Source organism: Rhodococcus sp. AG1013, assembly GCF_003350365.1.
Classification (GTDB): Bacteria; Actinomycetota; Actinomycetes; order Mycobacteriales; family Mycobacteriaceae; genus Prescottella.
Genome location: NZ_QQAT01000028.1, coordinates 59,773 through 78,742 on the forward strand (window position 1 = coordinate 59,773; position 18,970 = coordinate 78,742).

At 69.3% G+C, this 18,970-nt stretch carries 19 protein-coding genes and 1 pseudogene; 11 read left to right on the forward strand and 9 right to left on the reverse strand.

Annotation, left to right across the window (positions count from 1 at the left end; translation table 11 throughout):
• From DEU38_RS25355 to DEU38_RS25365, 3 genes are read right to left on the reverse strand one after another with little or no spacing between them, the layout of a single operon-like run.
• Nucleotides 1–690 (reverse strand): histidine phosphatase family protein, encoded by a 690-nt coding sequence (locus DEU38_RS25355; RefSeq protein WP_114724147.1) that lies wholly within the window; start codon nt 688–690, stop codon nt 1–3.
• Nucleotides 687–1,601 (reverse strand): prephenate dehydratase, encoded by a 915-nt coding sequence (gene pheA / locus DEU38_RS25360; RefSeq protein ID WP_114724148.1) that lies wholly within the window; start codon nt 1,599–1,601, stop codon nt 687–689. Before pheA ends, DEU38_RS25355 begins: the two co-directional genes overlap by 4 nt.
• A gap of 56 nt (nt 1,602–1,657) precedes the next feature.
• Nucleotides 1,658–2,392 carry a hypothetical protein gene (locus DEU38_RS25365; protein ID WP_114724149.1) on the reverse strand — a complete coding sequence of 245 codons (735 nt, stop codon included), beginning with the start codon at nt 2,390–2,392 and terminating at the stop codon, nt 1,658–1,660.
• A gap of 157 nt (nt 2,393–2,549) precedes the next feature.
• Between DEU38_RS25365 and DEU38_RS25370 the strand changes: the two genes are divergently transcribed.
• From DEU38_RS25370 to DEU38_RS25400, 7 genes are all read left to right on the forward strand, one after another.
• A complete protein-coding gene (locus DEU38_RS25370) occupies nt 2,550–3,314 on the forward strand; it encodes a DUF2470 domain-containing protein (RefSeq protein WP_114724150.1) in 765 nt (254 codons plus the stop codon).
• Nucleotides 3,315–3,407: 93 nt separating this feature from the next.
• Nucleotides 3,408–4,802 carry a wax ester/triacylglycerol synthase family O-acyltransferase gene (locus DEU38_RS25375; RefSeq protein ID WP_114724151.1) on the forward strand — a complete coding sequence of 465 codons (1,395 nt, stop codon included), beginning with the start codon at nt 3,408–3,410 and terminating at the stop codon, nt 4,800–4,802.
• Entirely contained in the window at nt 4,799–6,025 is a 1,227-nt protein-coding gene (locus tag DEU38_RS25380) for a serine hydrolase domain-containing protein (RefSeq protein WP_114724152.1), read from the forward strand. The genes DEU38_RS25375 and DEU38_RS25380 overlap by 4 nt, the downstream gene beginning before the upstream one ends.
• A gap of 36 nt (nt 6,026–6,061) precedes the next feature.
• Nucleotides 6,062–6,880, forward strand: a complete 819-nt coding sequence (locus DEU38_RS25385; protein WP_114724153.1) for a CPBP family intramembrane glutamic endopeptidase — start codon at nt 6,062–6,064, stop codon at nt 6,878–6,880.
• A 187-nt stretch (nt 6,881–7,067) separates the two neighbouring features.
• Nucleotides 7,068–8,279: an LCP family protein gene (locus DEU38_RS25390; RefSeq protein WP_114724168.1), complete on the forward strand. Its 1,212-nt coding sequence runs from the start codon at nt 7,068–7,070 to the stop codon at nt 8,277–8,279.
• A 73-nt stretch (nt 8,280–8,352) separates the two neighbouring features.
• A complete protein-coding gene (locus DEU38_RS25395; RefSeq protein WP_114724154.1) occupies nt 8,353–8,898 on the forward strand; it encodes a ferritin in 546 nt (181 codons plus the stop codon).
• A gap of 159 nt (nt 8,899–9,057) precedes the next feature.
• The gene (locus tag DEU38_RS25400) at nt 9,058–9,606 is read left to right on the forward strand and encodes a ferritin (RefSeq protein ID WP_114724155.1); all 549 of its coding nucleotides are present in this window, start codon (nt 9,058–9,060) and stop codon (nt 9,604–9,606) included.
• A 73-nt stretch (nt 9,607–9,679) separates the two neighbouring features.
• On the opposite strand, the gene DEU38_RS25405 is transcribed toward DEU38_RS25400, so the two are convergent.
• Genes DEU38_RS25405 through DEU38_RS25420 form a run of 4 tightly spaced genes read right to left on the reverse strand, consistent with a single transcriptional unit; the run spans nt 9,680 to nt 12,678 of the window.
• Nucleotides 9,680–10,594 carry a DUF5926 family protein gene (locus DEU38_RS25405; protein ID WP_114724156.1) on the reverse strand — a complete coding sequence of 305 codons (915 nt, stop codon included), beginning with the start codon at nt 10,592–10,594 and terminating at the stop codon, nt 9,680–9,682.
• Nucleotides 10,595–10,627: 33 nt separating this feature from the next.
• Nucleotides 10,628–11,392, reverse strand: a complete 765-nt coding sequence (locus DEU38_RS25410; RefSeq protein ID WP_114724157.1) for a glycerophosphodiester phosphodiesterase — start codon at nt 11,390–11,392, stop codon at nt 10,628–10,630.
• On the reverse strand, nt 11,389–12,330 hold the full coding sequence (locus tag DEU38_RS25415; protein WP_114724158.1) for a DUF4328 domain-containing protein: 942 nt from the start codon (nt 12,328–12,330) through the stop codon (nt 11,389–11,391). Before DEU38_RS25415 ends, DEU38_RS25410 begins: the two co-directional genes overlap by 4 nt.
• The gene (locus DEU38_RS25420) at nt 12,331–12,678 is read right to left on the reverse strand and encodes a rhodanese-like domain-containing protein (protein WP_114724159.1); all 348 of its coding nucleotides are present in this window, start codon (nt 12,676–12,678) and stop codon (nt 12,331–12,333) included. It abuts the gene before it with no gap.
• 527 nt (nt 12,679–13,205) lie between these two features.
• On the opposite strand from DEU38_RS25420, the gene DEU38_RS25425 reads away from it, so the two are divergent.
• The 3 genes from DEU38_RS25425 (at nt 13,206) to DEU38_RS25435 (ending at nt 16,729) form a co-directional block, all read left to right on the forward strand.
• Nucleotides 13,206–14,135, forward strand: a complete 930-nt coding sequence (locus DEU38_RS25425; RefSeq protein WP_114724160.1) for an LLM class F420-dependent oxidoreductase — start codon at nt 13,206–13,208, stop codon at nt 14,133–14,135.
• Between the two features lie 244 nt (nt 14,136–14,379).
• Nucleotides 14,380–15,897 (forward strand): MFS transporter, encoded by a 1,518-nt coding sequence (locus DEU38_RS25430; RefSeq protein WP_114724161.1) that lies wholly within the window; start codon nt 14,380–14,382, stop codon nt 15,895–15,897.
• A 127-nt stretch (nt 15,898–16,024) separates the two neighbouring features.
• Nucleotides 16,025–16,729, forward strand: a complete 705-nt coding sequence (locus DEU38_RS25435) for a hemerythrin domain-containing protein (protein WP_114724162.1) — start codon at nt 16,025–16,027, stop codon at nt 16,727–16,729.
• A gap of 18 nt (nt 16,730–16,747) precedes the next feature.
• Here DEU38_RS25435 and msrA read toward each other — a convergent pair whose 3' ends face one another.
• Together msrA and DEU38_RS25445 are read right to left on the reverse strand one after the other, a co-directional pair.
• Nucleotides 16,748–17,416, reverse strand: a complete 669-nt coding sequence (msrA, locus tag DEU38_RS25440; RefSeq protein WP_114724163.1) for a peptide-methionine (S)-S-oxide reductase MsrA — start codon at nt 17,414–17,416, stop codon at nt 16,748–16,750.
• A 9-nt stretch (nt 17,417–17,425) separates the two neighbouring features.
• Entirely contained in the window at nt 17,426–18,631 is a 1,206-nt protein-coding gene (locus tag DEU38_RS25445) for an acyltransferase (protein WP_258558158.1), read from the reverse strand.
• A gap of 178 nt (nt 18,632–18,809) precedes the next feature.
• On the opposite strand from DEU38_RS25445, the pseudogene DEU38_RS25450 reads away from it, so the two are divergent.
• Nucleotides 18,810–18,970: pseudogene (locus DEU38_RS25450) on the forward strand (hypothetical protein); the annotation flags it as partial.

Genomic DNA, 18,970 nt, shown 5'->3' on the forward strand with positions numbered 1-18,970 from the left:
TCAGCCCATCGGGTCGTCGGTGGCCGCGGCGGCCTCCGGGTCGAACCACGGCCGCTGCGGCGTCGCATCGAACGGCGGGTCGTAGGTGCCCCACCGCACGCACCGCCAGCCCGTGTCGGTCGGCACCAGCTCCACCGTCGAGGTGTTCTCGAGATGCCGGTCCGCGGCGAACGCGCCGGGCACGCCCGCCAGGTACGCGGCCACCAATCGGATCGCGGCGCCGTGGCTGACCACCACGACGTCGCCACCGGCACCGGCGTCGATGTACTCGGCACGCAGCGAATCGACCACCGGCACATACCGTTCGATGATGTCGATCCCGGACTCGCCACCCGGGATCCGCGCCGACAGGTCACCCGCGTGCCACGTGTGGAACACCTTCGCGAACATCTTGTGCGACTCGATGTCCGAGCGGTCCTCGAGCTCACCGGCCTGCGCCTCGTGCAGCCCCTCCCGCACCTGCAGCGTGATGCCCGACGCCGTCTCCACGAACCCGGCGGTCTCCCGGGCCCGCAGCGCCTGCGACGACACCAGCGCCGTCGGCGGCCGGTCCGCCAGCCGGCCTCCGAGGGTCTGGGCCTGCGTCCGGCCGAGCGCCGTCAACCGCGCCCCGGGGAGCCGGGTGTCGAGCCGCCGTTCGACGTTCGCTTCGGTCTGCCCGTGTCGGACCAGGATCAACCGACCGCTCACGCGTTCTCCTCCCCACGACGCAGGCCTTCGAGCCATGCGGTGTCGTCGGCGACGGGCATCGGTGCGCCGCCACCGGGCACGGCCGACGGCCACGACCCGAGGAAGCGGACGTCGCTGAACCGGTGCAGCGCCTTGAGCGCCTCGGCGACCAGTCCGTCGTCGATGTGCCCGACGCAGTCCAGATGAAACAGATAGGTGCCGAATTCCTTGCGCGTGGGCCGGGATTCGATCCGCGTCAGATCGATGCCCCGGGTCGCGAATTCGGTCATCGCCCGAACCAGGGAGCCGGGCACGTTGTCGAGATGGAGCACCACGCTGGTCCGGTCGTTACCGGTGCGGGCGGGCGCGGGACCCGGCCTGGTCACCAGCACGAAACGGGTGCGGGCTCCGTCGTAGTCGGCGACGCCCGACGCCAACGCCACCAGGCCCAGCCGTTCCCCCGCCAACGCGGTCGACACCCCGGCGTCGGCGACGCCGGCGGCAACATCCTCGGCGGCACCGGCATTCGACGACGCCGGCTCCACACGGGCGTCCGGCAGGTTCCGGTCGAGCCAGCCCTGCACCTGCGCGGTCGCGACCGGATAGGCACGGACGGTGCGGACGTCGTCGAGCGTGGCGCCCGGGCGTCCGACGATCGTGAACGCGACGTCCAGCTCGGTCTCGGCCATGATCTGCAGCCGGTCGCCGAGGGAGAGCGCGTCCATCGTCGGACGGATCGAGCCCTCCACCGAACTCTCGATCGGCACCACGGCGCCGTCGACGTCACCGGCGCGGACGAGTTCGATCGCCGCGGCCTGGCTTCCGGCGGACACCCGCTCGACGACACCGTCGAACGTGCCGCCCGACTCGAGCTGGGCGAGGGCCATCTCCGTGAAGGTCCCGCTGGGTCCGAAGTACGCGATACGAGGCACGCCTACGAGATTACGCACTCCCGTCCGGCGCACTTCGCGGATCGGTTCCGGTTCCGTTACAGCAGACCGGCGTCGGCGAGCACGCCCTCGATCTGATCGGGGTCGTCGACCTCGATGCCGAGCAGCACGCCGCGCACCGCCTCGGCCGCCTCCGGGATCAGCGCCGCCAGCGCGGCCGGATCGGGTGCGGACAGGGCGGCCCGGACGTCGTCTCCGCGCAGCGCCGCGACGGTGCCGGACAGCAGCGCGAGGACCTCGGCACCGTCCCGCGCCCGCCCGACGAAACCGACGGACGTGTGCGCGAGGACCGCGAGGAAATCGGCGACGACGTCGGCCGGGCTGCCGGCGATCAGCCCCGGGCTGTGGCCGGCGTCGGCGAGCAGTTGCGCGGACTCGGCAAGGCTCGCGGCGTCGGCAGCTTCAGGGGCGGAGGGGTCCGACGCCGTGACGAAGACGGTGACGGGCGCGGGCAGTCGGAGACGGATCGCGTCCTCGACCTGCTCGGTCGTGCAGGTCACGTGGTAGCGCAGCGCACGGTGCTCGACGGCCCCGGCCAGCTCGTCCGGATCGATGTCGAGGTCGATGACGACGGCACCCGCGTCGGCGTCGGTCCCGGCTGCGGCGGTGAGGATCGACGCGGCCACGATCTGCGGTCCGGTGGTGACGGCGTCGCGAACGACGGCCGGGACGGCGGTATCCCGCCGCCGGAGAAGTAGCCCCGCCACGAGCGGCTGCGGCGCGCTGTTGCGGGACGGAAGAGTCGGCATCGACAGGGAAACAGGAATCGACACCCCAACACGTTAGCCCGGACCGGCGAAAACTCCCGCTTCCGCGTCCGAGGGGTTGCCGTCCACCGCTCCAGGAATTAGCTTAGGTTTACCTCATTTCGCAGCTCTCGATCGCACCGCCACCGCCTCCGTCTCGCGTCTCGACCCGAAGGATGCCGCCATGAACCGCACCACCACCGGACCGTCCACCGCCGAACGGATGCGGAGCACCAGCGCCCGCGCCACCGGAGCCGTGCTCGCGATCGCCGGCAGCGATCCCACCGAGACCTCACTGCACCAGCTGCGTGCCGACGGCACCGCCGTGCTCCTGGCGCCGTCCGACTCGACGGCCATCGGACTCGCCTGGCAGGCCGGAGCGGGCGGACTGCCCGCGGTCCTCGAGCTCACCGACTTCGCACCCCTCGCGCTGCGCGAACCCGTCCGCTCCCTCGTCTGGCTGCGCGGCACCCTCGTCGCCGTCCCCGACGACCGCGCCCGCGGCCTGGCCGACGACGTCGCCGCCGACCACCCGCACCCGGCCCTGCTCGACGTCGGGCACGGCGCGACGCTGCTCCGTCTGCGGCTCGACTCGGCCGTCGTCGCCGACAGCAGCGGCGCCGAGGCCGTCACCGTCGAGGACTTGCTCGCCGCCGACCCCGACCCGTTCTGGGAGGTCGAGACCGGTTGGCTGCAGCACCTCGAGGAGGACCATGCCGACCTCGTCGAGCTGCTGGCCCGGCGGCTGCCCTCGGCGCTGCGCACCGGCCCGGTCCGCCCGCTCGGCATCGATCGGTACGGGATCCGGCTGCGCATCGAGGGGGTGTCGGGCGACCGGGACGTGCGGATGGACTTCACCGAACCCGTCGACGACGCGCCGTCGCTGAGCCGGTCCCTGCGGATCCTCGTCGGCTGCCCGTTCGTCAACGGATTGCGGGCGAGGCACTAGTTCCGTTGCGGGTCGGTCACTGCGGACCGATACCGGCCCCGCTCGCCGTACTTGGGTGTACAGAGAATTTGTGAGCCTGCATCGCGGTGCGCGATGACGACAACGACGCTGATGTCGCCGGTGGACGTGCTGCTGCTCGCCGGCGAGATCGGCTCGCGCACCCTTCACATCGGCGCACTGCTGGTCTTCGGCCCGTCCCCTGACGGCACCGACACCTTCGCCGCCGACGCCTACCGGGCCGCGCTGGACGCCACCAGCGCGCAGTCCGCACTGATGGCGCAACCGGTTCTCTCGTTCGCCACCGCGGGCTTACCAACCTGGCAACCCGCCGAGCGGATCCTCATGGACCGGCACCTGCGACGGCTCGCGCTGCCTTCTCCGGGTGGCGACGACGAACTGTTCGCGCTGGTCGCGCGCCTACACGAGACCCGCCTCGACCGCTCGCGGCCCATGTGGGAGGGCTACCTCATCGAGGGTCTCGCGGGTGGCCGGTTCGCGCTGTACGGGAAGATCCACCACGCCACGCTCGACGGGATGTCGGGCATCCGCATGATCGAACAGTCCATGGACCCGGACCCCCAGCGCCGCGGCATGCCGCTGCTGCTCACCCCGGACGAGCCGGAGCCCACCTCCGACCACCGTTCCCGGAACCCCCTCCGACTGGTGCGCGACGGGATCTCCGGCGCCGTCGCGGCCGCCGACATCGTCCGTCACACCGCCATCGGCGCCCTCGACTGGCTCGGCAAAGGCGTCACGACCGAGTCGACCGCTCTGCCTTTGAGCGCACCCCGGACCGTGTTCGACGGCAAGGTCGGACCCGACCGGGCGTTCGTCGGGAAGTCGTGGCCCAAGAAGCGGCTGCGCTCAATCCAGCGCGCGACCGGAGCGACCGGCAACGAGGTGACGCTCGCGATGTGCGCGGGTGCACTGCGTAGCTACCTGTCGGCGCGGGGCGAACTGCCGTCGACGTCCCTGATCGCGCTGGTGCCGGTCGCACAGCGCCGACGCGAGGAGGCCATCGGCGGCAACGAGTTCGGCCTGGCACTGTGCACCCTCGGGACCGACCTGACGGATCCGCGTGCCCGGCTGGACCGGATCCGACACTCGATGGCAGACGCCAAACGGCGCGTGCGGGCGATGGGGTCCAGCGCGTCGATGCTCGCGTCGGTACCCTCGCTCCTCCCGAACGTGGCCCGGATCCTGCCACTGGGCGAACTGCTGCCACCGAGCTACAACGTGGTGATCTCCAACGTCCCGGGGCCGAAGTCCCCGCTGTACTGGAACGGCGCCGAACTGCGGCACATGTACCCGCTGTCGATCGTGTTCGACGGGACTGGCCTGAACATCACGATCTGCCATTACGCCGACCGGCTCGACTTCGGGTTTCTCGCTAATCCGGAATCAGTTCCGGAACTCGAACGTTTTACAGATGAGACCGAGACCGCGCTAGGCGATCTCGAACGAATTCAGGAAGTTCGCTCGATATGACTGCCGCAATCCCACGGCGAGACTCGGGCGGGACCCCTCGTCGCCGTGAGCAGTACCGACCGCCCACGACGATGCTCGTCGACCCGCGGTTCGAGGCGCTCGCGACCCAGTTCTTCCACCTGTTCCGGCGTACCCGCGACGGAGGCGGCGCCCTCGCCGTGTACCTGTACGGCAGGCCCGTCCTCGATATCTGGGCCGGGTGGGCGTCCCCGATCCGCAAGTGGGACTCCGACACCGTCACGCTGTCGTTCTCCACCGGCAAGGGCGTGGCCAGCACCGTACTGCACCGCCTCGCGCAGCGCGGACTGATCGACTACGACTCCACCGTCGCCGAGTACTGGCCCGAGTTCGGCGAGGCGGGCAAGGAGTCGATCACGGTCCGCGAACTCCTCAGCCACCGCGCGGGCCTGCACCGCATCCGCGGACTGGTGCCCGGCCGGCTCGCGCTGCTCGACCACGACCGGGTCAGCGCCGCGCTGGCCGCCGCCGTGCCGGACCCGCGCCGCACCAAGATGCCCGGCTATCACGCCGTCACGTACGGCTCCCTGATCGCGGAGTTGACCGCACGGGTGGCCGGCAAGCCGTTCACCGAACTGGTCCGGACCGAGGTCGCCGAACCGCTCGGCATCCCGGAGTTCTGGTTCCAGGTGCCGGAGTCCGAGAAGGGCCGGATCGCGAAGGTGTTCCCGCACATCAACCCCTACGGGGTGCCGTGGGGCGCGACGTCGCTGGCGTTGTCGCTCGTGCCGCATCTCAAGGACATCGCCGACGCCGGCATGCCGGAGGGCTTCGACCTCCTGGTGCGCGACCCGACGATCCACGACTTCGTGATGCCGGGCTGGAACGGCGTGTTCAGCGCCCGCGCCCTGGCGCGCATGTATGCCGCGTTCGCGAACGGCGGCGTGGTCGACGGCATCCGGTTCCTCGAGCCCGACACGATCGCTCAGCTCAGCGAGGTGCAGACCCGGGCCCGGGACTACGTGCTCGGGATCCGGATGAACTGGCGGCTGGGGTACCACGCGGCGCTGGTCGCCGCCCGCACCCAGCACTCCGGCGCGTTCGGCCATTACGGGCTCGGCGGATCCGGCGCGTTCGCCGACCCCGACACCGGGCTGTCGGTCGCGTTCGTGACGAACCGGCTGGGCAACGCGCTCACACCGTTCGCGGACCTGCGGCTGCCCAGCCTCGGTGCCCGGGCCGAGTCCCTCGCCAAGCACGCCTGACGCCGTTCGCGCCGCGTTCCGTCTAGCGTCGACGGGGTGATCTCGCGTACCACCGTCGACTCGTGGCTCCGTCCGGCGACCCCGCAGCCACCCACGCCGCCGTTGGACGCCCGGGAGCGGCGGGCCCTGTGGTTCGAGATCACCATCGTCCTGCTGGTCACGTTCGGCCTCAACGGGATCTACAGCGCGCTGTCGCTGCTCGAATCGGCGTTGGCCCCGGGCGGGCTGTCCGAGCAGGCCGTCGCGCTCAATCCGTCCCGGTCGACGCAGTCGTACATCGACCTGGCCCGACAGCTGCTCGGTGTCCTCAAACTGGCCGCCTGGGCGGCCCTGGGGTTGTACCTGCTGTGGCGCAGTGGCCTCGGCCCCACCCGGATCGGCCTGGGCCGGACGAAGCTGCGCGACGCGGTGCTGCCCGGCGTCGGTCTGGCCGCGCTGATCGGACTCCCCGGCCTGGCGTTCTACCTCGCGGCGGTCGCGCTGGACGCGAACCTGACGGTGATGCCCAGCACGATCGACGATCACTGGTGGCGCCTGCCCGTGCTGGTGCTGTGGGCGATCGCGAATTCCGCGGCCGAAGAGATCCTCGTGGTCGCCTACCTGATCTCCCGGCTGCGGCGACTCGGGTGGAGCGAGAACTCGTCGTTGCTGGCATCGGCGCTGCTGCGCGGCAGCTACCACCTCTATCAGGGGCTCGGAGGTGGTCTCGGCAACGTCCTGATGGGCTTGATCTTCGGCCGGTACTGGCAGCGCACCGGCAAACTGTGGCCACTGGTGATCGCACACGCCCTCATCGACACCGTCGCATTCGTCGGTTATGCACTGCTGCGCGGGCACGTGTCGTGGCTGCCGTGATCCCGGTCCGACCGGTTCCTGCGTATTCTCGGTGATCGTGAACGGCGAGACCCCCGACAGACGTCAGCCGGGCCCGCCGCCGCGCGGCCGGCCCCAGCCGCCGCGCCGCATTCCCCCGCCGCCGCCAGGCGGTCAGCCGCCGCAGCGCCGGCCGCAGCAGCCTCCACAGCCCGAGGGCACCCAGGTCATCCGCCGCGACGGACGCCCCGGCGGCCCGAACCCGGGCCGCCCCGGACCGGCGCGCGCCTGGTCGCAGGCGCCCGAACCGCAGCAGGCCTGGTCCCAGGCACCCGCCGGACCGCCGCCCGGCGGCTATGCACCGACCCAGAAGCCGCAGCCGTACGCCGAGCCGCGCCGCATCCCGCCGGCCGCACCCCCGCCGCGTGCGCCGCAGCCGCCACGTCCCCCGTCGGCGCCGGCCGAACCGCCCAAGCAGCGACGACCGCGGAAGCGGGGCGGGTGGCTGCGCCGCGTCGCGCTGGTGCTGATCGTGCTCATGGTTGCGTCGGTCGGTGGACTGCTGCTCCTCGACACCAAGCTGAACCGCGTCGACGTGCTCGCCGACTACCCGGGCCGGATCGCCGACACCCCCGGCACCAACTGGCTGCTGGTCGGCTCGGACAGCCGCGAGGGCCTGACCGCGGACCAGGACCGGGAGCTGGCGGCGGGCGGCGACATCGAGGGCAAGCGCACCGACACGATCATCGTCGTGCACGTCCCGAAGAGCGGCGCCACCACGATGGTGTCCATTCCCCGCGACTCCTACGTCAACATCCCCGGCATGGGCCGGGGCAAGATCAACGCCGCCTTCAACAACGGCGGCCCGCAACTGCTGGTGCAGACCGTCGAGGAGGCCACCGGCCTGCGGATGGACCACTACGCCGAGATCGGCTTCGGCGGATTCGCGGGCATCGTCGACGCCCTCGGCGGTGTCGACATGTGCGTGCCGTACCCGATCGACGACCCCCTCGCCGGTATCAATCTGCAGGAGGGCTGCCAGAAACTGACCGGGCCCGAGGCCCTCGGATTCGTCCGCACTCGCGCGACGGCCCTCGCCGACCTGGACCGGATGAACAACCAGCGCGCGTTCATGAGCGCACTGTTGAAGAAGGCCACCTCGCCCACGACGCTGATCAACCCGCTGCGGTTGTGGCCGATGATGTCGAAGACGGCCAACTCGCTGCAGGTCGACGACGGTGACCATCTGTGGAATCTCGCGGGACTCGCCTGGGGCCTGCGCGGCAAGATGGTCACCACGACCGTGCCGGTCGGCGGATTCGAGGTCGTCGACGGTTGGGGCGACGTCCTTCTGTGGGATCGCGAAAAGGCCACGGAATTCTTCGATGCGCTTGCAAATGATCGCCAGGTTCCGCAGACCCTCCTGACCGGCGCGCCGTGATATTCGTCGCTGTGGACGCTTTCACGGCTCAGCGCCGGGTCCGGTCCCCAATCCGGGCGGTAATGTTCGGTCCATGACTGAAGCGGCGCACACGAACGAGTTCCACCGACTGTTGCAGGACCAGATCCGAAATGAATTCACCGCCTCGCAGCAGTACGTCGCGGTCGCCGTCTACTTCGATTCCCACGATCTGCCGCAGCTCGCGGGCCGCTTCTACCGCCAGTCCGCCGAGGAACGCGATCACGCGATGATGATGATCCAGTACCTCATCGACAACGACCTGCCCGTCGTCGTGCCCGGGATCGACGCCGTCGTCACCGAGTTCGGATCGGTCCGCGAGCCGGTCGCGCTCGCTCTCGCGCAGGAGAGGACGGTCACCGAGCAGGTCACTCGCCTCGCCCGCACTGCCCGGGACACCGGCGATTACCTGGGCGAACAGTTCATGCAGTGGTTCCTCAAGGAACAGGTGGAAGAGGTCGCGAGCATGACGACGCTTCTGACCATCGTCGACCGAGCGGGCGACAACTTCTTCAACATCGAGGATTTCGTGGCTCGCGAGATGAGCTCGGGCCTGACGGCGGACTCCACCGCTCCGCGGATCGCGGGCGCCGGAGCCTGACGTTTTTCGGACGTATGCCGCAATTGCCGCTCGGCAATTGCGGCATACGTTTTCCAGGGCAGCCCAGCCTAAATTAGCAAGCACTAATTGAGGCCATACTTGCCTCAATTAGGTACCGCTTGGATGACAGTTCCAGCTGACCAGCGATATCTTTGACACATGAGTGCCTCAGACGATTCGCATCGGACGAAATTTCACGCACTTCTCCACGACCAGATCCGCAACGAATTCAACGCGTCGCATCAGTACCTGGCGACCGCGGTCTATTTCGACAACGCGGATCTCCCCCAGTTGGCCCGGCACTTCTACAAGCAGGGCAACGAGGAACGCAACCACGCGATGATGATCATCCAGTACTTCCTGGATCGGGACATCGCGGTGGAACTGACCGGCGTCGACCCGGCCAAGAGCCACTTCGAGAATGCGCGCGAGCCGATCGCGCTCGCACTCGCGCAGGAGAAGTCGGTCACCGAGCAGATCGTCACGCTCGCCCGCACAGCGCGCGACGACGGCGACTACCTGGGCGAGCAGTTCATGCAGTGGTTCCTCAAGGAACAGGTCGAGGAGGTCGCGCGCATGACGACGCTGCTGACCATCGCCGACCGTGCCGGCTCCAACCTGTTCGATCTCGAGGACTTCGTGGCCCGAGAGATGAGCAGTGTGGACGACGCATCCGGTGCACCGTCCGCCGCGGGCGGCAGCATTTAGCGACCGAAACAGCGAAAGGTCCCTTCACACGTTCGCAGCGTGTGAAGGGACCCTTCCGCGTCTTCTGCGCTGATCAGCGCAGCGTGACCTGACGGCCCCGCAGGCCGTCGCGGGCGCGCAACTCGGCGGCCGTGAGCGGCGCGTCGACGGTCAGCGCCTGCGCCAGGCGATCGCCCAGCTCCGCGGTGGCCGCCGCCCACTCGTTGGCGTGCTTCTCGGGGTCGAGGTCGAAGACCGGCACCAGCAGGCCGTGGGTGCGGAACGAGCCCGCGAAACGCGAACCCTCACCCAGGTGCAGTCCACCGGCGGCGTGGACGCGGGCGAGGGCCGGCATCAGCGCGTCCTCGTCCTCGGGGCGCACCCAGCGCAGGTGCGCCTTCTCGCCGGCATCCACCCACCACGCGGCGACGACGCCGTCGGCCTCGACACGCGCGGACGGCATGATCGCCATATTGGCTTGCTGCACGGTCGCGGCGACGTCGGCGGCCGGCTCGACGCCCTCCGGGATCCACCAGTCGAAGCTCTGGTGGACGGTGATCGTCGGCAGCGCGTCCGCGACGATCAGGTCCGCGAGGCGGGGGCTGTCGGCGCCCGGGTTGGCCGCGGTGAGCGAGGTTCCCGGCTCGGCCGTCTGGGCCCAGGCCACGGCGGCACCGAGGTCGGCGCCGGGGTCGGCGGTGTGCGCCTGCACCTGCAGCCCGACGTATCGGCCGGCGTCGCCGGACTCGTCCCGGACCAGCGCGGCCACGGCACCGGGCAGCACGGTCGCCGCGGTCACGGGCTTACCGGCGTCGGTGACGGGCAGCACGGCGAGAGCGGACGGCACGAACTCGCGCAGCGCGACGAGGTCGCATTCGGCGGCGAGGCCCTCGAACGGCCGGGTCGGCGCGGTTACCTCGGCCTCGCGTGCGAGGCGACGCTGCTCGAGCTTCTCGGCGCGACCGCTGCCCGGCTTGGGACCACTGTTTCTCTTGCTCTTCTTACCCACGGGGCCAAAACCTACACGGACGCGCGGATTCTCTCAGCCGCCCAGCAGTTTCTTGGTGCGTCCCGGATGGTTGGTCGCCACCCAGCTCACCCCGAGCTCCTTGCAGAGCGCGACATCGGCGGGGTCGTCGACGGTCCAGCAGTAGGTGGCGCGGCCGGCCGCGGCGGCCTTGTCGACGATCTCGGGATGCTCCTGCAGTGTCCGGATCGACGGCCCGACGGCGGTGGCGCCGACGGTGGTCGCGGCGCCGCCGCCGAGGTAGCGGGACGCGTCGCCCAGCAGCACGGTCGGCAGCAGTGGCGCCGCCCGCCGGACCCGCCACACAGCGCTGGCCGCGAACGACATCACGACGGCGCGCGAGTGGTCGGCGGACGCGGGCGCGGCCAGCCCGAAGCGGGCCAGTTCGGCGAGGACCTTGCTCTCGACGAGACCGCCGTAGCGGACGGGGTGCTTGGTCTCGATGAACAGTTTGGTCGGGCGCGACGTCCAGTCCAGGGTCAAGGTGATGAGCTCGGCGAGTGTGAGCAGTCCGGCGGGCTCGCCGCCGGCGCCGTAGTCGTGTTCGCCGAGCGACTGCAGTGTCATCTCGCTGACGATGCCGGAACCGGTGGAGGTCCGGTCGATCCGACGGTCGTGGACGCAGACGAGGTGGCCGTCGCGGGTGAGCCGGACGTCGCACTCGAGTCCGTCGGCACCTTCCTGCAGTGCCAGGTCGTAGGCCGCGAGGGTGTGTTCGGGCCGTTCGGCCGAGGCACCGCGGTGTGCGACCACGAGGGGACCTCGTCGATCCGGGCTCATCCGGCCATCGCCTCCTCTGCCTTCTCGGATTGCGGCGCGTTGACCCACCGGGTGACGCGGCGCGGCCGACCGAACAGGTCCAGGCCGTCGAAACACCGGATCACGTACAGCGTCAGCACGGCCGTGGCGGCGCCGACGGCGGCCGTGATCGCGGCCAGCACGACGCTGTCGGCCTGCGCCTGCAGCGAATCCTGGTTGCGCCAGAGCAGTCCGATCGCGACCAGGACACCGTTGGCGGCCCACGTCGCCCACCAGATGCGCACGACGGTGCGGGTTCGGCGGTCGTCGCCTGCGATCTCGGTGAGGTACACCCCGGGCATCACGAGGTTGACGACCGGGACGAGAACGCCCAGGGCGAGCGATCGAGGTGTCCGCGGATCGGCGAGTGTCCGGGCGGCGAACACGTCGCGGCGCGTGACGACGAGCCTGCACACGGTGGTGACGGCAGCGGCCAGCGCGACCAGGGGCGCGGATACCTGCGTCGCCCACACCGCCGCATCCGACACCGCGAGCGTCACCGGGTCCACCAGTCGCACCCGGTTGAACACGAGCAGCGCGTACCGGAAGGCCTCGGAGACCGCGGCGAGCGCGAAGACGATCGCGGTGCACGCGAGAAGGGTGGGCGCGAGGTCCGCGGCCACTTCGGTGCGCGGAGCACGGTCGTCCGGTTCGGGCGGCGGTGGATCGAGCAGACCCCACCGCGGGACCTGGGTGTATCGCGGCGTCGGGCCGAGGCGGCGTGGGGCGGGACGACGACGCCCCAGCGGCGGGTACGGGCTACGCGCGACCCAGCGGAAGTTTCGGCCTGCCGCCGGGGCGGGGCGGGCGGTGTCGACCGGGGAGAGCAGGACGCCGCCGCACCGCGGGCACCACTGGGCCGGGCTGCCGGCCACCGGCCACCGGGATGCGCAGCGCGCGCAGACCTGGACGACGCTCATCTAGTAGATCTTCGCCGAACCGGGGTCGTGGTCGGCGGTGAGCGGCAGTCCCGCGTTCTGCCACGCGACCATGCCGCCGGCGACGTTGTAGGCGTCGAAGCCGAGGTTGTTGAGGTACTCGACGGCGACGATCGACCGCCCGCCCTGACGGCACATGACGTACACCTCGGCGTCGATGTCGATCTCGTCCATACGAGCGGGCACGTCCACCAGCGGGATGTGTTGCGCGCCGGGAGCGTGGCCTAGCTCCCATTCGTCCTCCTCGCGCACGTCCAACAGCACGATCGCCTCAGCGGGTTCGGTCGGCAGATCCGTCACGGCGACGGTGGGAACGTGCGGGATGCTCACAACCTCGATTCTGGCACGAGCGACGTTCCCGGGCCGCCCATCTCTCGTTACGCGCCAGAGCAGTTCGTGACCGGACCGAGACGCTCGAGAGTCCTCGAGTCGCCTATTGGGTCCTAAAATGTGATCTGCAGCACTTGAACTATCGAGTTATCCACAGTTTCCACAGGCTCATCCACAGTTCTGAACAAACTTGGAGGGCATCATCCACAGGTCAGAGGCATGCTCTGGATGATTCGTTGACAACTGTGCACGGCCGGGCGGAGCGGCAATCCACAACCTGTGTGGATTTGCATGGAAACGGGGTGGCGTGAGAGGAGGTCGGCACGGGCCCGCACGGGCCGGAGTTCCCCCACCGACAGGATGTGTGCCCCATCCCTCGTTCCGAACTCCGGCCCGGCTCCCCCCCATTCGTCGGGACGCTCCCGTCCCGACACTTGATCTGACGCGGCATCGGGCGGATCGGTTCCATTCCCTTCGGACACGTCCTCCGGCGCAGGTCACATTCCCGCGTCCGGCACAGTGGGGGCATGGACCTGAGAATCTTCACCGAACCGCAGCAGGGCGCCACGTACGACGATCTTCTTGCGGTCGCCAGGGCGGCCGAAGCGTTCGGGTACGAGGCGTTCTTCCGGTCCGACCACTACCTCGCGATGAACGCCGAGGGCCTGCCCGGACCCACCGACGCGTGGATCACGCTCGCCGGGCTCGCCCGGGACACCTCGACGATCCGCCTCGGCACGCTGGTCACGTCGGCCACGTTCCGATACCCGGGCCCGCTGGCGATCGCCGTGGCCCAGGTCGACGCGATGAGCGGCGGGCGCATCGAGCTCGGTCTCGGCGCCGGCTGGTTCGAGGAGGAGCACCGGGCGTACGGCATCCCGTTCCCGCCGCTCGGTGAGCGCTTCGACCGGCTCGAGGAGTCGCTCGCGGTCATCACCGGACTGTGGGAGACGCCGCTGGGGCAGACCTTCACCCACGAGGGCGCCCACTTCCCGGTCACCGACTCCCCCGCGCTGCCCAAGCCGGTGCAGACGCCGCGCCCGCCGATCGTGATCGGCGGCATGGGCAAGCGCCGCACCCCCGCGATGGCGGCCCGCTACGCGGACGAGTTCAACCTGCCGTTCGTCTCGATCGAGGACACTGTGGCGCAGTTCGACCGGGTCCGGGAGGCGTGCGCGGCCGTGGACCGCGACCCGGACAAGCTCGTCTACTCCAACGCACTCGTCCTGTGCTGCGGGCGCACCGAGGACGAGATCGCGCGGCGCGCGGCCCGCATCGGGCGCGAGGTGGACGAGCTCCGGGAGAACGGTCTGGCGGGTACCCCGGCCGAGCTGGTCGACAAGATCGGACGCTACAGCGAGGCCGGGACGCAGCGGATCTATCTGCAGACGCTCGATCTCGCCGATCTCGACCACCTCGAGCTGGTCGCCTCCGAGGTCATGCCCCAACTGAACTGACCGACAACAAACGTTTGACAAGACAATTTCACAGCTCGGACATGTCAACGGCCGCAGACGATTAGCGGTGACAATGACCGGACACGAAGTGCACACCTGGCGAAACCCGGTGTGCACTTCGCATTTCCGGCACCCGGCCGAAATTCGTGTTCCGTTCAACGGGACAGCTATCTGTGAACGGTCCCGCGCCATCTGTAATGGGCGTCACATCGTGACCCGGACCACATTCCCAGAAAGGCGTTACATGTCAGGAACTCTCGGCACCGCAGCCACCGAGCCGCGCGCCGTATCCGAAGGCGGTTGGACCCCGCGCCTCATCCTGTCGCTGATCTCGATCGCAGTCGTGCTCGAAATCGTCTCCATCAGCTCCACGATGGCCTCGGTCGCGATGATGCCCATCGGCGAGCACTTCAAGACCGATCAGATCGCCTGGGTGACCACCGCTTACCTGCTTGCCGCCGCCGTGGCATGCCCCCTCGCCGGCAAGCTCGCCGACATCCACGGCAAGCGCAAGGTGTTCCTGGTGTGCATGGCCATCGCGGCCGTCGGCGCCCTGATCTCCGCGGTCGCCCCCAGCTTCCTGATCCTCGTGCTCGGCCGCGCCCTGTTCGGCGTGATCATCGCCTGCATGTTCCTCGGCTTCTCGCTCATGCGCGACGTCTTCCCGCCGAAGACACTGGCCCTCGCGGTCAGCCTCGCCGCAGGCGGCATGGGCCTGATGACGATCCCGTCGCCGTTCATCACCGGCCTGCTCGTCGACGCGTGGGGCTTCCGGTCGATCTTCTGGTTCCTCCTGGTCACGCTCGTGGTGATGATCCCGCTCGTCGTCCTCACCACGGCGGAGTCGCCGGTCCGCAGCTCGGCCCGGCTCGACGTTGTCGGCGCCGCCCTGCTCGGCGGCGGCCTGGCCGCGGTCCTCGGCGGCATCAGCTTCGGCCCCAGCTGGGGATGGACGGGCGGCGGTACCCTGCTGCTGATCATCGGCGGCCTCGCCCTCATCGCGATCTGGGTACCGCTCGCTCTTCGCACCACCGATCCGCTGGTCGACCTGCGCTTCTTCCGTCACGGTCCGATGTTCCGGATCTGCCTGTCGGCCGGCTTCGCCTACGGCACGATCTCGCTGTACGCCACGCTCATTCCGATCATGTGCATGACCCCGGCGGTACTGGGCCTCGGCTACGGATTCGGCGTGGACGCCAAGGGCGTCGGGCTGATCCAGATCCCCATGGGTGTCGGCAGCGTCATCGGCGGCGTGCTCGTCGGCCGCATGCTGCGGACCAAGTTCCCGACCCTGACGCTGGCCGGTGGCGCAGCCCTGATGATGCTCGGATCGCTGGTCACCGCCTTCTGGCACGGCGGCAAGGTCGAGGTACTGTTCGGCATCCTGCTGTTCGGCCTCGGCATGGGCGCGACGACGGCGTCGATCCCGAACCTCGTCATCGCGTCGGTCCCGCCGTCCGTGCAGGCTTCGATGGCGAGCATGGTCCAGGCGTCGCAGACGCTGGTCGCGTCGATCATGCCGGTCATCGCATTCGCGGTACTGAACTCCAACATCGCCACGGTGATCGACGGCTACGGCTTCTACAGCGACGGCAGCATGGGTGTCGCATACCTGATCTCGGGCGCGTCGTCGCTCATCGCGATCATCATCGTGATGACGCTGCACCGCCACCGCAAGTCCATCACGGCCCCGGTCGCGGCCGAGTCCGCGACCGAGTCCGCGTCGAACGAGCGTGACCCGGAACCGCTGCCCGCGGCCTGATCTCTCACGGGACGGGCCGGCGCGTACCGGCGTCGGCGCGTCCCGTGGTCTTGTGTCGATCGGGCTCGGGTCCTAGCCTGGAATTGGGTCGCGGCCGAAACCGATACTGCGACACCGGGAGCCCGTCATGAACGGAAGATCCAACGAAACTGCTTCTACCCCTGCAGATACCACGATGATGGGGGTGGTGCACGATGCCCTTCGCCGCGACCTCTCCCGCACGAACGACGTCCTCGAGATCGGCCGGATCGAAACCCGGCAGCGTTGCGCGCTGGCCGCCCACACGCGCTGGATGATGGAGTTCCTCCATGCCCACCACAGCGCCGAGGACCGCGGGTTGTGGCCGCTGATCCGCCGGGCCGACCCGGACGCCGCACCGGTACTGGAGCGGATGGACGCCGACCACGCCCGGATCGGTCCCGAGATCGACCGACTCGAGGCGGCGGCCGCACTGTTCCACGACGACGAATCCCCCACTGCGGAAGGACAGTTCGCCGACGCGCTGGCCGGCCTCGAAGACACACTGCTCCCGCACCTGCGCCGCGAGGAGGACGAGGCGATGCCCCTGGCCACTCGCACACTGACCCAGGCCCAGTGGGACCACTGGGACCAGACCGAGAACATCGCACCGAAATCGAAGTGGGAGTTGGGGATCGAGGGACACTGGCTGGGCGACAGCCTCGATCCGCAGCGGGTCGACCTGCTCCATCACCAAGTGGGTCCGGTGACCCGGTTCGTCCTGTTGCACGTCTTCGACGGCCCGTACCGCCGCGCGTGCGCGGCCCGGTGGGGTGCCGACGTGCCCGTCGGACCGCTGCAGATCCCCGGGTGACCCGACCCGAAGTGAGACTCAGGCGCCGAGACCGACCGGGCAGCTGACGCCCGTCGCGTGAACGGGGCAGTAGCCGCCGGGGTTCTTCGCGAGGTACTGCTGGTGGTAGTCCTCGGCGTAGTAGAACGTGTCGAGCGGCGCGATCTCGGTTGTGACAGCCCCGTAGCCGGCGTCGGCGAGACGCTTGCCGTAGGCCTCGGCGGTGGCCCGGGCCGTCGCGGCCTGCGCGTCGGATCCGGTATAGATCACCGAGCGGTACTGGGTGCCGTGGTCGTTGCCCTGACGCATTCCCTGCGTCGGATCGTGGTTCTCCCAGAACTGCTTGAGCACTGCCTCGTACGAGATCACCTTCGGGTCGAACACCACCGACACCACCTCGGTGTGCCCGGTTCGTCCCGAGCACACCTCTTCGTACGTGGGGTTGGGCGTGTAGCCACCGGCATATCCGACAGCGGTGGAGTACACGCCGTCGAGCTGCCAGAATTCCTTCTCCGCGCCCCAGAAGCAGCCCATGCCGACGACGGCGGTCTCCATGCCGTCGGGAAAGGGCGGCTGCAGCGGGTGCCCGTTGACGAAGTGGGCGTCGGGCACCGGCATCGGGGTCGCGCGGCCCGGCAGGGCCTGATCCGGCGTGACCATCACGGATTTCGCGCCGGCACGGGCGACGATGTCATCGAACCAAGACATACGTCGATGCTACGCGTGGTCCGACGCGTCCACCGGTTGCTCCGGCGCCCCGGTGGGCTCGGGGGGCTCGGGGGGCTCGGGGGGTTTGGGTGGCTCGGACGGTGTCGCCTTCCTGCCGATCCGGCTGGTGCGGGACGACAGCCAGCGCGCGGCCGGCACCTCCACCCACCGGTACAGCACCTCCGAGACCAGGGCGGTGACGGCGAGGAACGCGATGACGGCGCCGGTGCGGCCGAGCGGGCCCACGGCGTTCTCGTAGACGCGGTACAGGATCAGCGTGTGGACGAGGTAGATCGCGTAGCTGCGGGTGGCGGTCCACCGGATCACCGACCACCGCGTCGGGCGTCCCCGGTAGCGACCGAGGAGCACCACGCATGCGGTGACGACGGCGATGGTCCACAGGTAGCGGTCCCCGGCCCAGTACACGCGGATCTCGGTGGCGAGCCGGACCACCTCGATCTGCGCGAGCACACCGACGATCACCCAGCGCCAGTCGGCGAGGCGCGCCCACCACAGATAGATGAGCTGGCCGAGGAATATCGTCGGCAACGTCGCGGCGACCTTGGACAGCATCGGCACGGTGTACGGCTGGGGAACGTAGAGGTTGTAGAGCAGGATCAGCGCGCAGATCGCCGCGCCGAGCAGCGGCACCACGATCGGCCGGGTGCGCAGGATGGGCCGCGCGGCAACGCAGTACACGTAGAACAGCACCTGAACGACCAGTGTCCACGTGACACCGAGCACTGCGACCTCGGGTTTGAGGAAGAACCCGCCGAGCACGAAGCTGAGCGCGGCCTCGCCGTTCGAGAGCCCCGGCTGCCCGCTGAACATGCCGTTGATGCCCAGTTTGACGAGCAGCACGGCGGCGGCGATCGCGATCCAGAACGCAGGCAGCAGGCGGCCCACCCGGTCGAGTAGGAATCGCGCGGGACTGTGCCGGATCGCGGATCGGGTGATGAGCGCGCCGGTCAGGGTCATGAAGATGGCGACGCCGACGAACGACAGGTGCTGGTTGAGGTTCAACCCGTCCACGAACACCTCGTAGACGATGTCGATCATCCACCAACCGGACCCGAGATCGTCGATCAGATAGAAGGAGATGTGCGAGTAGACGACGGCGAGCACAGCGATGGTGCGCAGCAGGTCGGCGCCGGTCAGGTCGACGCGAGGTGCCACCTCTGGCCGCGAAGCTGCAGCGGGCATGTCGGATGGCATCGCCTGATCCTAAGGTTCCGTTCACCGCCTGTTCCAATTACCGGCCCCGCCCGCAATGTCCGACGGGCGCATTCGACGCCCGATTTCAGGGTCGCCGAACTTTTTTGTACGGTTATTCCCACCTCGGCACGCGGCTTGCGCAGGGTGTACCAATGAGATTGGGTTATCCCCGAGCACGATTCAACGAACACACACGTCAGGGCGCCACGCCCGCGAAGAAGGGATTCTCGTGTCTGTCTACACGCTGCCCGATCTCCCCTACGACTACGCCGCCCTCGAGCCGCACATCTCCGGCAAGATCATGGAGCTGCACCACGACAAGCACCACGCCGCCTACGT

Excerpts from the sequence above, each read along its gene's own strand:
- msrA (WP_114724163.1), bottom strand. The coding sequence starts at position 17,416 with ATGTCTTGGTTCGATGACATCGTCGCCCGTGCCGGCGCGAAATCCGTG.
- DEU38_RS25400 (WP_114724155.1), top strand. The coding sequence starts at position 9,058 with ATGAGTGCCTCAGACGATTCGCATCGGACGAAATTTCACGCACTTCTC.
- DEU38_RS25395 (WP_114724154.1), top strand. The coding sequence starts at position 8,353 with ATGACTGAAGCGGCGCACACGAACGAGTTCCACCGACTGTTGCAGGAC.
- DEU38_RS25380 (WP_114724152.1), top strand. The coding sequence starts at position 4,799 with ATGACTGCCGCAATCCCACGGCGAGACTCGGGCGGGACCCCTCGTCGC.
- DEU38_RS25445 (WP_258558158.1), bottom strand. The coding sequence starts at position 18,631 with ATGCCATCCGACATGCCCGCTGCAGCTTCGCGGCCAGAGGTGGCACCT.
- DEU38_RS25410 (WP_114724157.1), bottom strand. The coding sequence starts at position 11,392 with ATGAGCCCGGATCGACGAGGTCCCCTCGTGGTCGCACACCGCGGTGCC.
- DEU38_RS25425 (WP_114724160.1), top strand. The coding sequence starts at position 13,206 with ATGGACCTGAGAATCTTCACCGAACCGCAGCAGGGCGCCACGTACGAC.
- DEU38_RS25370 (WP_114724150.1), top strand. The coding sequence starts at position 2,550 with ATGAACCGCACCACCACCGGACCGTCCACCGCCGAACGGATGCGGAGC.
- DEU38_RS25430 (WP_114724161.1), top strand. The coding sequence starts at position 14,380 with ATGTCAGGAACTCTCGGCACCGCAGCCACCGAGCCGCGCGCCGTATCC.
- DEU38_RS25415 (WP_114724158.1), bottom strand. The coding sequence starts at position 12,330 with ATGAGCGTCGTCCAGGTCTGCGCGCGCTGCGCATCCCGGTGGCCGGTG.
- DEU38_RS25435 (WP_114724162.1), top strand. The coding sequence starts at position 16,025 with ATGAACGGAAGATCCAACGAAACTGCTTCTACCCCTGCAGATACCACG.
- DEU38_RS25375 (WP_114724151.1), top strand. The coding sequence starts at position 3,408 with ATGACGACAACGACGCTGATGTCGCCGGTGGACGTGCTGCTGCTCGCC.